The organism is Aeribacillus sp. JST-2 (assembly GCF_056032925.1).
This window is the reverse complement of sequence record NZ_JBVVUU010000002.1, coordinates 63,275-75,619: the sequence shown is the minus strand read 5'-3', so window position 1 is coordinate 75,619 and position 12,345 is coordinate 63,275. Positions and strand designations below refer to the sequence as shown.

The window sequence follows — 12,345 nt, the reverse complement described above, 5'->3', positions numbered from 1 at the left end:
TTTTATCCTGTCCTATCAACTTTATGCGCACCTATTTAAGATTAAATACAGCTTATTTCAATTTTAATAGCAGGAGTTTTGGCGCAAATATAGAAATTTGTAAATGAGCTTTTTCATGAGGGGGAAAAGGTTTTGAGTGAAAGACTGTTGCGCTTGTTTGATTATCATGGATGGGACAATGAAAAACTTCTACACCATTTAAAAAACCTTCCGGAAGAAATTTATTGGAAAAGAATCAACAGTGTTTTTCCGACAATTGCGGAAACGTTTGCCCATATCATTGCCGTTGACGAACTTTGGTATTCGCGAATTCAAGGGCGCCATATACCGTACATTCAAACAGAGACGTGCAAAACGATTGGGGAAACCATCACAAAATGCAGCGATCTGCATGAAGAAATCAAACAATTTTTCATCGAAATCGGCCATCTGGAACATCCGGTCGTATATCAGAATACAAAGGGTGAACCATTCAGCAACAAAATTTCCGAAATCATTGAACATATGGTGAACCACGGCACTTATCACAGAGGCAACATTGCCGCGATGATCAGGCAAATGGGATATGAAGGGACAACAACGGATTATATTTGTTATTTACGGGAAGTATAAAATGAAAAGCCGGCTTTGACAGCCGGCTTGACCATGAAAGTCAATGCAATATTCAAGAGACCGTTACTTTGTTTCATTCACCCAGACGATCATTTCGCCTGGCTGGCGGTTGCACCATGAGTAATAAGGAATAGCAGTAAAAGTTGTCGGCACCATTTTCGGTTCTTGCGCTTTGTACAGTTCATGACCCCAAGTCGATTCATCGATCCTTTCGGCTTGGCCGGTAATCACTGTCACTCCGTTTAAAAGGTCAGGTTTATGAATTGCTTGCAACTTTGCGTTTCTAGGGATGAAAATGTTATGCAAATTTGCGCCATTGTCTTGTTCCTCGAGGCAGTATACAACCGGTCCCCGCTGAAGCGCTACTTTCCCGACATTTTCTTTTACATTTGGATGGGCTTTGATTCTTTCCACCGGCATCGCGAATCTTAAATAGATGCGATCCCCTTTCTTCCATTTGCATTGAATATATAAATATCCCTTTTGATTGACCGTCTTTAGATCGATCTGTTCGTCATTGACAGCGAGCGTTGCGTTTCTGCACCAGCCGGGCAAACGAAGGGCAACGGTAAATTGCGATTCCGTTTCCGGATCAACGGATAGTTCGATGTCGCCATCCCAAGGATAATTCGCCTTAAGACGAAACTGTGTCCGGTTTCCATTGATCTCAACTTCGTGCTCATTGGCAATATATAAGTGAACAAAAACCGTATCTTCTTTTTGTGAATAAATATAGCGGCCGATGGAAGCAATCAGTCTTGCCAGATTGGGAGGACAGCAGGCGCAGCCAAACCATTTTTGCCGTACAGGTTTTACATGCTGCTTTTCTCTTCGCTCGCATTTTTTGGGCGATACTTCCAACGGGTTTACGTAAAAGAATCTTTTTCCATCTAAATCCATGCCGCTGATAGTGCCGTTATACAAAGCACGTTCCATCACATCGGCAAATTGAGCATCGGCTTCCAACTCCAGCATCCGTTTCGCCCAAAATACCAAGCCGATCGACGCACACGTTTCACTGTAAGCAAGGTCATTCGGCAAATCATAGTCAAAGGAAAAGGACTCGCCATCGACATTCGACCCTATTCCTGCTGTAATATACATTTGTTTTTGCACAACATTTTCCCACAATGTGTAGCAAGCTTTGATAAGAGATTCATCACCGGTATGACAGGCAAGATCCGCCATTGCCGCATACATATACACAGCTCTGACAGCATGCCCGACCGCCTCCGTTTGTTCTCTTACAGGTTTATGGGATTGGTTGTATTTCTTCATTTTTTCATGTCCCGGGTAAAATTGCTCAAAGACACCTGCTTTATTTTTTTCTCTCTCCACTACGAAGTAATTCGGCTCTTTGCCGCGTTCATCAATGAAATATCGGCTTAAGTTTAAATAACGTTCTTCCCCTGTTGCCTGATACAATTTGACAAGCGCCAATTCAATTTCTTGATGTCCTGGATAACCATGCAATTTGCCGTCCTCTTTCCCAAAAACGGAATCGATATAATCGGCAAACCGGCACATAATGTCCAAAAATTTTCTTTTGCCGGTTGCGTGATAATAAGCGACAGCAGCTTCGATGAAATGCCCAGCACAATATAGTTCATGGTTATCCCTTAAACTCGCCCATCTTTTTTCAGGCTCTTTAATCGTAAAATACGTGTTTAAATAGCCATCTTCTTGTTGAGCCTTTTCGAGCAGATCAATGACCTCATCAGTGATTTTTTCCAGTTCAGGATTCGGATCGGTTTCTAAACTGTACGTGACAGCTTCCAGCCACTTTGCCACATCGCTGTCCTGAAAAACCATGCCGTAAAATTCCCCTTGTTCTTCACCCGCCGCAATTTTAAAATTTTTCATAGCATGGCTTAGGGGCGCATCCGGAACCCTGTCATTCAACGCTTCCCATTGAAACGGAATCATTCCATCACGGACGATCTTCATATATTTCCGCCAAAAAGAATCCGTTACGTTGACACGTGTTTGTTTTTTTGCTTTTATTTCTCCCATCTAAATCCCCCATTAAAATTGCTTTGGCTCCATTGAATGGAAGAGCCTTTCATATAAGGCTCTTTCAAGGCGCTTCGGATTGTTCGTGATCAATGTTGTTTGGCGAGGCGAATGACATTCCATGATGTTTTCGGCAACATCGCTTCCAACATGCCGTCTGAAACTTTTGCATTGCCGCCTTTGTGCGGTTTGACGTTTTCTTCTTCTTTCGTATTGACTGCTTTTAAATCATCATGCTCAAGGACAATATGTTCAACCACTTGATATCCCTCAAAGCTGCGGATGTCACAGTTTAACGCAAGCTTTTCCTGCAAATGGCGGTTGACCGCAAAAATGGTCAGTTCTTCTTTTTCTTCGTTATAAACAGCCGCTGCCTCCAAATAAGGGACGTCTGTAAAATCGGCGCTGTCGTATTTCGGCGAGGAAATAATCGGCAAAAGCGATGTGCCCCTTCCGTATCGGGAAGCATGCATGTATGGGTAAAAAATCGTTTGTCTCCATGCTTTGCCGCCGTTTTCTGTCATAATCGGCGCAATGACGTTTACAAGCTGAGCCAAACAGGCCATTTTGACGCGGTCAGCATGCTTTAGAAACGTTATTAACATGCAGCCAACTAAAAGCGCATCTTCAAAATTATAAATATCTTCCAATTGTGGAGGAGCGATTGTCCACGGATCAATTTTCTTGTCTTGTTCATTGGAGTGATACCAAACATTCCATTCATCGAAGCTCAAATGAATGGTTTTTTTGCTGCGTTTTTTCGCTTTCACATAATCCGCCGTTGAAATAACCGTTTTGATAAAATGATCCATATCAAGCGATTTGGCTAAAAAGTTGGCCGGATCATTTTCGCGATTGCCGTAGTATTGATGAAGAGAAATATAGTCGACCGCTTCATACGTATGCTCAAGCGTTATTCTCTCCCATTCCGGGAAAGTCGGCATCTTCGTATTGGAACTTCCGCAAGCCACCAGTTCGATCGTCGGGTCGACAAGCTTCATCACTTTTGCGGTTTCCAGTGCCAGCCTTCCGTATTCATCAGCTGTTTTATGCCCAATTTGCCACGGTCCGTCCATTTCATTACCAAGGCACCAAGTTTTAATGTTATGGGGCTCTTTATATCCATGTTGTTTGCGCAAATCGCTCCAATACGTCCCTCCCGGATGATTGCAATACTCAATAAAATTGCGGGCTGCATCAATCCCCCGAGTTCCAAGATTCACCGCCATCATCACTTCGGCATTTACTTTTTTCGACCAATCAACAAATTCGTTTGTCCCCACTTCGTTTGGTTCGATCGTACGCCAAGCAAGTTCAAGCCGCCGCGGCCGCTGTTCCTTCGGTCCGACCCCATCCTCCCAATTGTAGCCGGATACCATATTCCCGCCCGGGTAGCGGACGATTGGGACATTGATTTCCCTCACAAGCTCCATCACATCTTTGCGAAACCCTTGTTCATCGGCGTTCGGGTGACTCGGCTCATAAATCCCCCCATAAACCGCTCTCCCTAAATGCTCAATAAAAGAACCGTAAATACGATGATCAATACTGGAAATTTTATACTCCTTATCAATCACCATTTTTGCTTTTAATTGTTGTTTCATCTGAATGCTCCTTCCTTAAAGTTGATTTTATGTTAATGTTGTTAAAAAATAAGAACTGTTTCTTTCATTATCCTTTTACTCCACCTGCAGTCATTCCTTCGATAAAATATCTTTGGAAGAAAATGTATACAATTAATATAGGAATGATTGCCAAAACAGAACCTGCAATTAAAACATCGTAGTTATTTCCATAAGGTGTCAAAAGTGTCGACAATCCAATCGGAAGCGTCAATTTTTCACTGGATCTTAAAACGATTAGTGGCCATAAAAAGTTATTCCAACTATTCAATGCTTGCAAAATAGCCATAGATGCAAAAGCAGGAGCCATCAAAGGCATCATAATTTTGAAATAAATACCTATTTCTGTACAACCATCTACCCTTGCAGCATCGAGAAGATCCTTCGGCAAACCACTTGCATACTGCCTAAAGAAAAAGATAGGTACAGGAGCAACAATAAATGGTAAAAAAGCACCTGTGATGGTATCCATAAGTCCTAAATTAGTCGTTAATTGATAAAGAGGGAGCATGATGATTTCAATTGGGATCATCATGACGATAAGTACTAATGTAAAAATAAAAGTTTTTAATTTGAAATGATAAACTGCCAAGCCATATCCAACTAAACTGGAAAAAAACAACGAAAGAATGGTTGAAACAACAGTAATCAATACGCTATTTTTAAACCATGTAAAATAATTTGAATCCCCTGAGAAAATGAAAAAATAGTTTTTGAGTGTTAAAACTTCAGGCTGCAATTTTAAATTAAGTCCAAATCTCATGATTTCCTGTGACGGTTTGAAGGATCCAAGAACAATCGAAATAATGGGAAATAAAGCAAATATCGATATAGCAATGAAAAAAATAAGCAGCACCAACGATGGTAAACCAAATTTTTTCCTTGATTCAGCCCCCATATTAAGAATCCTCCCTTTTAAACATGCCGAAAAACTTTAACTGTATGATTGTAATAACAAATGTTATCAGCAAAAGTGTAATCCCTATTGCAGAACCTAGCCCTAAATTATTTTGTTCAATGCCATTGCGATACAGGTAACCGACAATTGTCAGGCCAATATCATTAGGGGAACGGTTGCTTCCATATAACATATAGCTTTCAGCAAACATGGAATAACCGCCATAGATACTAATGGTAAAAACGTAAATAATGATTGGCTTTAGCAGTGGAACCGTAATATAAAAGAATTTTTGAATTGTAGAAGCTCCATCTATTTCCGCAGATTCATAAAGCTCTTTCGGTATATTTTGCAAACCGGCTAAATAATAAAGCAAGTTTACTCCCATCCATCTCCACGTAGCTAAAATAACTAGCGCAAACATACTGGTTCCTGCATAGTTTAACCATGCTTTTGGCTCCATCCCGAAAACACCTACAATGGAGTTCAATAAAGCTCCTTCTTGACTACCAAAAATAAGCCTGAAAATAATTCCTGCTACCACAACTGATGTTAATGCCGGTATAAAAGTGATGGAACGAAACAGGTTTTTAGCAATCATCAGCTTTGAATTTAAAAAGACAGCCAAAAGAAGAGGAAACGGAATTAGCACTAATAAGGTTAATGCTGTATAAACTGTACTATTCCAAATAGCTTTTAAAAAAGTTGGATTCCATAGGTTCTTATAGTTTTCAAAGCCTATAAATGTGACCTGACCCGGGAGTACTTCTTGAAAGCTCATCACAATCGTCGAATAAACTGGATAAGCAAAAAAAATAGCGAATGAGAAAATAAAGGGCAAAACAAATAGATAAGGCGCAATTTTTTGGGAATAGAAAATATTCTTAAAACCTCTTCCTTGTTTACTTGGATATTCCGGCTTATTTTTCAAACTTATTTCACTGCCAGCCATGTCAATCCTCCTTTATTCAAGTATCACTAGTTGACATTCAACTAGTGATACTCATAAAATTAAGCTGTTTTTACTTAATCTCTTTCTCTGCTTCTTTGAGCACTTTTTCCGGGTCTTCTTTTTCTACAAGAGTTCTGTAAAGAATCGTTGTTTTTAAAGCATCTGAAATTTGGGGAGTTTTTTCAGTGATATGAACTCCTTCAATTTCATCTTTTATTTCTAAAAGCACATCAAAAATATTGTCCCCAAAATATTCTGTAAATTTATTTGCTTCTCTTAACTCAGGAGAATCCCAAACATCAGAGCGAATCGGATCGAATCCAAGTTGCTTCCAAATTTCAATATTTCCTTCTTTTGATAGCTTTGCATATGCCAAAAATTCTTTTGCCAATTCAGGATGTTTCGATTGATTTGTAACAGCTGTACCAGTCCCGCCCATTCCAGCAGACCGAGGGCTGCCTTCTTTCCATGCCGGCATCGGTTTAATAACAATTTTTCCTTTTAAATCTGGCATATAATCTACAAAGCGCCCCATGTACCACATTGGCATCCAAACTGAAGCTGCACCACCATTGTTCATAAATCCATAATATTCTTCCTTATGGTGGCCATTCCCCGGCGCAGCAACCGCTATTCCTTCATTAATTAAATCTTGCTCATATTTTAAAACGTTAACGATCTGAGGATCGCTCAAATTTACTTCGCCGTTTTCATCAATGAAATCAACCGGACCTTCTAATTGTGCTACTTGCGGCCATATTGACCATTGGTCAGAGGTTTCAAGTGTTGTCATTGGCACTCCGGTTTTCTCCAAAACTTGTTTTCCTGCTTTTTTATAATCTTCCCAAGTTTTAATATCATCAGGATTTACTCCTGCTTTATCTAAAATTTCCTTATTATAGTATATTACTGAAGCACCTACATGGAAATCTATCCCATATACTTTTCCGTCTTTTGAATAAATGTCAAGTCTGGATTGCACTACATTTGATTTTTCAGGATCCACCACGTCGTTTAATGGCAATAGTTGAGGTTTACCTTTTAGGAAATTGGCAAACTTACTAATTTCAATATCTGATATATCAGGAGCCCCTTTTCCGGATTGAAGCGCAACCAATAGTTTGTTGTGCAAATCGTCGTATGGCAATACACTAATCACCAGTTTTATTTTCTTATCTTGATGTAATTCATTCCATTTTTTAACCATTGTTTCATAGTATTTGCCGTGCAATTCATTAAATGTCCAAAGTTCTATTTCTGTTCCTTCTCCCACACTTGTCGTGTTGTTTGAGCTATTGGAACTCCCCTTGTTGTTCGAACAACCTGAAAAAACGATACAAACAACAAAAACTAATACTAAAAACAAATTTCTTTTTTTCATATACATTACCCCCTTGAAAAATTTTGCTTATCCTAAAAAGGATGAAGCCGTTTTCAAAATCAATTAAAAAAAATTAATTTTAAACAAACCTAAAAATATTTAAAAAGTTTTAAAACTTTTTATATTTTTATTTTAAATACATGATTTATGCTTGTCAACATAAAATTGTATGCGTTTTCTAAAATGTTTTTTGACATTTATCGCTCGATAGTCTATCTTTATTTTATAATTATTTAAAATATTAAGGGGGTATTTATGTGGTTTATATAAAAGATTTGCATTCCGGACTAAAAATATTTAAAGCTTTAAGCTCTGAAATTCGCATTGAAATTTTAAACTTACTTGCGAAATATAACAGTTTATATTTAAACGAGATTGCCGAGAAACTTCATTTAACAAATGGTGCGGTTACAATGCATATAAAGAAATTAGAAGAAAGCGGGCTGATTGAAATTATTACAAGTCCAGGGAAGCATGGGATTCAAAAGGTTTGTTACCTCTGTGAAGATCAATTAACAGTTGAATTTCGTCCAAAAGCAGAAGAGAATCTATACGAGTGCCAAATTAAAGTTGGACATTACACAAATTATCATGTGGAGCCTACGTGCGGTTTGGCAACAAAAGAAAGCATTATTGGTGAGTTTGATGATCCGAGATATTTTGCAGATCCACAAAGAATCAATGCAGGCATCATTTGGTTTTCCGAAGGATTTATTGAATACAGAATTCCTAATTATTTAAAAAGAAATGAAATTTTTAAAGAACTGCAATTCATTATGGAATTAGGTTCTGAAGCGCCAAGTTATAATAATAACTGGCCATCCGATATTTACTTTTATTTAAATGACATTGAATTGGGGTATTGGACTTCCCCTGGTGACTTTGGCGACAAAATCGGTAAATATAATCCTCATTGGTGGCCACACCATCTTAATCAATATGGAATGTTAAAACTATTGAGAATTAATGAAGAAGGAACTTTCATTGACGGTTGCAGAATATCCAATGTAACCATGTCGGATATAGGCTTAAATGCAAAATCCAACATAAATTTTAAACTAGCGGTATCATCCAATCAAAACGGCGGTGGTATAACAATCTTTGGAAAAGACTTTGGCAATTATCATCAAGATATTGTTGTCAGAGTTTTGTATGATGTTGTAAATAAATCATAAAACTCAAAAATAAATCATCTCTTTTTCAAGTCTTCTTTTGAGTTTTAAATATGCGTACATCTGAAAAAACATTTAAAAACAACTTGTAATGACCATTCAAAAATAAGCAACCTTTGAAAAATGAAATGTTTTAAGGTTGCTTATTTCATGTTTGATCTGAAACGTGCCGTTCACGATTCAAAATGGCAGACAAAACGGTTTTCGTCAACTTCTTGTTTGTTGTGCAGATGACGTTTAATTTTCAATATTTTATAAATCGCAAGGCCGACCAAAATCTCTCATGAAAAACCATTGTAAAATGATTAACAGTGATGGACACTACTTTACAGCATTACTAGAACCTTGGATGCAACCTTGAAAAAGCTTTCAGAATAATACATGTTTTAAAAGTAAGTACAATAAATTGCTTCCAATGCAAACTGTTTTTTCTTTTTAACTGTTCTTGTTTTTTGTCAGTTTAAAAACAAATTTTTTTCCATTCGCCATTTCCGTGACTTTTATGAGAACGGGTATGGAAGCTCTGACTCTTTTATTTGATTGATTAATAATAATCCTGTACAGCGGTCGCGCAAATGGTATGCTTCATTTAAGCTTTGTTTGACTAATTCTTGGGCAATGCCTAGTTCTTCAATTGTGGACGGTCCCTTAATTTTCTTTAACAGTGAACGCAATTGATTGGAAGAAGGCAAGTCGTCAATCAATTTTTGAATCTCATCTAAATGGCTGCGAATGGCATCTTGATATTTCGTATCTTTATCCAACAATTTCTCTAACTCAAGTTTCTTTTGTTTATATAAATCCGAAATGATCGTTGTGGCAACTCCGACTTTTGCACCGTGAAGCAGCTGCTTTTGATTCGTTTTCAATAAATGCATTTCCCAATAATGCGACAAATGATGCTCAGCCCCCGACGCAGGTCTTGAATGATTGAGCAGCTGCATAACTAGACCTGATAGAAGTAAAGCTTCCATAAGGATTTTTATCCCTTCTTGGTCGGCTTTTTGAATCTTCTCTACATGGTTGACGCATAATTCGAGAGCTTGTTTTGTTAGATTTGCTGCTGTTTCATTGTATGGTTCGTTTCCTATTAAACCGGAAATTTTCCAGTCAAGCAGTGAAGTGTACTTTCCCAAAATATCTCCAAAACCCGCTGCAGTCATTTCTTTCGGTGCTGCCTGCAAAATATGCAGATCAGCAAACACAGCGATAGGTGATACGGTTTGTACGGTCTTTTTTACTTTCCGCACAATAATTGGCGCTCCCTTGGATGTGAACCCATCGACTGAAGCTGCAGTTGGAAAAGAGATAAACGGTATTTGCAAATGGTAAGAAGCAAAACGGACAATATCATGAATTGTTCCGGAACCTACCGCAATCAACACATCATCTGTTTTCGGCACATCAACTAATAACTGCACTAAAGCCTCCTCATTGGCGATTACTTGGTTATGCTCATCGGCAGGAAGCAAATGCCCATGAGTGAGAAAACCTGCTTCCTTTAATACCTGCTGAACATGTTTTCCGGCAGCTTCAAACGTATTCTTATCATAAACGATCGACACCTTTTTCCATCCGTTTTGCGCAAGGTAGTCTGCAATGTTGTGAATCGCTCCAGCCTTTACAAACAGATCCGGAAACTTGTAATCTGTTAATTTTAATTCTTGGGCAAGTTCCTGCAATTGTTTTTCAATGTTCATTTTCTTTTTAAACCTCCTGTTCCGTTTAGTCAGCGGCTTCTGTTAATTTCAGCAATACCGACTGACGAGGTTCTAACTCAAATGCTATTTGATGTTCAACAACACCTAAATCTTCTTTAGCCCATAAATCTCTCAGACTCATAGGATTCCGGCAATTTAAGTCTTCTAGTTGTACGGATACAACCCCACGTTCTTCGCCAATATTGAACAAGGCGACAAAACGATTGCCGTTAAGATCTTGCGATGTCCATACAATGCGGCTGCATTTCACGGTACAGTTGGCGGGCGCTAAAAACTTTTTTCGATTCAATGCATTCTACAATCAATGATGCATGCAATATCAAGGTAAAACAATAAAACTAAATTTATTACTTCTCTGTCGCTTCAATCAACGGTGTTTTCATGTGTTTCAAAAATCCATTCCTTAAAAACGTTTTCAATTATTTTAAACATTTTTTAAAATAATCCTTCACTTGTTTTTAAAATTTCAATTTGTACGTACAATAAAAGAATAAACAATTTTAAAAATATTGTCAATTATTATTCAAATCAGTAAGACTTTTGTATGTCCGTATATGATATTAGATTTAAAAAATACTGAAAAAGATTTGTTCCTATTTTTCTGCCAAAAAAAGGGCGTTGATCCCTTCATGTTAAAATCCTATTGTCAGATTGGCGATAAACATATAAAAAACATTAAACTGCTTGTAAATCTTTAATAAAAAACCTATGCCGAAATTGTTCATCATCCTTTTAATTTGTGGAAGGGACCATGATTAAAAAGAAAAAGATTTTTCGGGAACAAGCCATTCATGCCTTTTCTTGATCGTTGTCGGTTAATCCTTTTGTTGAACTCCTTACAATCAGCTCCGGTTCAAAGATGAGCGATTCTACTTTGTTGTTTTTTTCCTTTTTGCTTTTCCCTTTTTGGATCATTTCCACAATTAATTTGGCTGCGGCTTTTCCTAGCTCACTTTTCGGATGTTTTATGGTTGTCAGTTTTACTTCCGAGATTTCGGCCAAAAATGAATCGTCATAGCCAACAATCGAGATGTCATCTGGGACAGACATGTTTTTCTCTCTGACGACATCCAAAAGCTTCATCACTAATTCGTCATTGTAGCAGACGATTGCTGTCGGCTTTTCCGGCAACGTTTCGAGCAAGGTTTTGAATACTTCACTTGGTTTGGTAAACTTCTCAGCTGTTGTGTAGGTAACGATATTTTGCGGATTAATTTTCACGCCGTATTCGCGATGGGCTTTCAAATATCCTTTCATGCGTTTTGTTCCCTGTAAATCGTCTGTTTTAAAGAAACCTGCGATGTTTTTGTGGCCAAGTTGGATGAGGTGCTCCGTTTGCAAAAAACCGCCCTTTTCATCATCCAACAACACGCTGACCGGTTCGAGCTCATTGTAATAGGCATTGATCATGATATAAGGAATTTCTAACGATTCCAAATTTAAATAATAATTGATGTTTGGATTTGCCGCCGCACTTTTGGTAGGTTCCACGATTATGCCATCGAATCGCTGCGATAGAATTGTTTCTAAAATGCGCTTTTCATTTTCATAATCGTTGTTCGTGCTGAATAAGCTGACTTGATAGCCTTCATTGCTTAAATAGGCTTCCGCTCCGCGGATGATCGACGGAAAAATATAATCGGAAATATAAGTGGTGATCATTGCTATTTTCTTTTGTTCCCCTTCAACCGCCTCATTTTGCCCGGCAGGCAGCCGTTCTGCACAAAAAGTTCCGGCGCCTTGCTCCCGGTACAGCCATCCCTCGTTGACAAGCTCTCCTATTGCAAGCCGTACTGTATGCCGGCTGACGTTAAATTGTTTCATCAGTTCGCTTTCTGAATAAATTTTTTGGTTCGGCAGAAATGTTCCGTCTAAAATTTTTGATTTAATCCAGCGTTTCACCATGTTATATTTCGTTTCAGCCACTCGTAAACACCCTTTGTCAATCATTTTTTCAAAAAATATCCGTACATG

The 12,345-nt window shown here is 38.2% G+C and carries 10 protein-coding genes; 2 read left to right on the top strand and 8 right to left on the bottom strand.

Features of this window, described 5'->3' with window-relative positions; translation table 11 throughout:
* Nucleotides 1–132: 132 nt before the first annotated feature.
* Nucleotides 133–612: a DinB family protein gene (locus tag AC0KTX_RS01645; protein WP_474250494.1), complete on the top strand. Its 480-nt coding sequence runs from the start codon at nucleotides 133–135 to the stop codon at nucleotides 610–612.
* A gap of 63 nt (nucleotides 613–675) precedes the next feature.
* Here the strand turns inward: AC0KTX_RS01645 and AC0KTX_RS01640 are convergent, their stop codons facing one another.
* The 5 genes from AC0KTX_RS01640 to AC0KTX_RS01620 form a co-directional block, all read right to left on the bottom strand.
* Nucleotides 676–2,625, bottom strand: coding sequence for a glycoside hydrolase family 127 protein (locus AC0KTX_RS01640; RefSeq protein WP_474250493.1), 1,950 nt, complete (start codon nucleotides 2,623–2,625; stop codon nucleotides 676–678).
* Between the two features lie 89 nt (nucleotides 2,626–2,714).
* Nucleotides 2,715–4,229, bottom strand: coding sequence for an arabinosylfuranosidase ArfA (gene arfA / locus AC0KTX_RS01635; protein ID WP_474250492.1), 1,515 nt, complete (start codon nucleotides 4,227–4,229; stop codon nucleotides 2,715–2,717).
* 67 nt (nucleotides 4,230–4,296) lie between these two features.
* Nucleotides 4,297–5,145 (bottom strand): carbohydrate ABC transporter permease, encoded by an 849-nt coding sequence (locus AC0KTX_RS01630; RefSeq protein ID WP_474250491.1) that lies wholly within the window; start codon nucleotides 5,143–5,145, stop codon nucleotides 4,297–4,299.
* Between the two features lies 1 nt (nucleotide 5,146).
* Nucleotides 5,147–6,097 carry a carbohydrate ABC transporter permease gene (locus AC0KTX_RS01625; RefSeq protein ID WP_474250490.1) on the bottom strand — a complete coding sequence of 317 codons (951 nt, stop codon included), beginning with the start codon at nucleotides 6,095–6,097 and terminating at the stop codon, nucleotides 5,147–5,149.
* Between the two features lie 70 nt (nucleotides 6,098–6,167).
* Complete coding sequence (locus tag AC0KTX_RS01620) at nucleotides 6,168–7,484, bottom strand: ABC transporter substrate-binding protein (protein WP_474250489.1); 1,317 nt, start codon at nucleotides 7,482–7,484, stop codon at nucleotides 6,168–6,170.
* A 251-nt stretch (nucleotides 7,485–7,735) separates the two neighbouring features.
* On the opposite strand from AC0KTX_RS01620, the gene AC0KTX_RS01615 reads away from it, so the two are divergent.
* On the top strand, nucleotides 7,736–8,653 hold the full coding sequence (locus AC0KTX_RS01615; protein ID WP_474250488.1) for an ArsR/SmtB family transcription factor: 918 nt from the start codon (nucleotides 7,736–7,738) through the stop codon (nucleotides 8,651–8,653).
* A 497-nt stretch (nucleotides 8,654–9,150) separates the two neighbouring features.
* Here AC0KTX_RS01615 and AC0KTX_RS01610 read toward each other — a convergent pair whose 3' ends face one another.
* The 3 genes from AC0KTX_RS01610 to AC0KTX_RS01600 all read right to left on the bottom strand — a co-directional run bounded on the left by AC0KTX_RS01610 (nucleotide 9,151) and on the right by AC0KTX_RS01600 (nucleotide 12,276).
* Nucleotides 9,151–10,350: a sn-glycerol-1-phosphate dehydrogenase gene (locus AC0KTX_RS01610; protein ID WP_474250487.1), complete on the bottom strand. Its 1,200-nt coding sequence runs from the start codon at nucleotides 10,348–10,350 to the stop codon at nucleotides 9,151–9,153.
* 25 nt (nucleotides 10,351–10,375) lie between these two features.
* Nucleotides 10,376–10,621, bottom strand: coding sequence for a hypothetical protein (locus tag AC0KTX_RS01605; protein WP_474250486.1), 246 nt, complete (start codon nucleotides 10,619–10,621; stop codon nucleotides 10,376–10,378).
* 539 nt (nucleotides 10,622–11,160) lie between these two features.
* Nucleotides 11,161–12,276, bottom strand: a complete 1,116-nt coding sequence (locus tag AC0KTX_RS01600) for a substrate-binding domain-containing protein (protein WP_474250612.1) — start codon at nucleotides 12,274–12,276, stop codon at nucleotides 11,161–11,163.
* Between the last annotated feature and the right edge of the window lie 69 nt (nucleotides 12,277–12,345).

Bases quoted from the DNA above. Each gene is read 5' to 3' on its own strand.
- AC0KTX_RS01640 (WP_474250493.1), bottom strand. From the start codon at position 2,625: ATGGGAGAAATAAAAGCAAAAAAACAAACACGTGTCAACGTAACGGAT.
- arfA (WP_474250492.1), bottom strand. From the start codon at position 4,229: ATGAAACAACAATTAAAAGCAAAAATGGTGATTGATAAGGAGTATAAA.
- AC0KTX_RS01630 (WP_474250491.1), bottom strand. From the start codon at position 5,145: ATGGGGGCTGAATCAAGGAAAAAATTTGGTTTACCATCGTTGGTGCTG.
- AC0KTX_RS01625 (WP_474250490.1), bottom strand. From the start codon at position 6,097: ATGGCTGGCAGTGAAATAAGTTTGAAAAATAAGCCGGAATATCCAAGT.
- AC0KTX_RS01620 (WP_474250489.1), bottom strand. From the start codon at position 7,484: ATGTATATGAAAAAAAGAAATTTGTTTTTAGTATTAGTTTTTGTTGTT.
- AC0KTX_RS01610 (WP_474250487.1), bottom strand. From the start codon at position 10,350: ATGAACATTGAAAAACAATTGCAGGAACTTGCCCAAGAATTAAAATTA.
- AC0KTX_RS01600 (WP_474250612.1), bottom strand. From the start codon at position 12,276: ATGGTGAAACGCTGGATTAAATCAAAAATTTTAGACGGAACATTTCTG.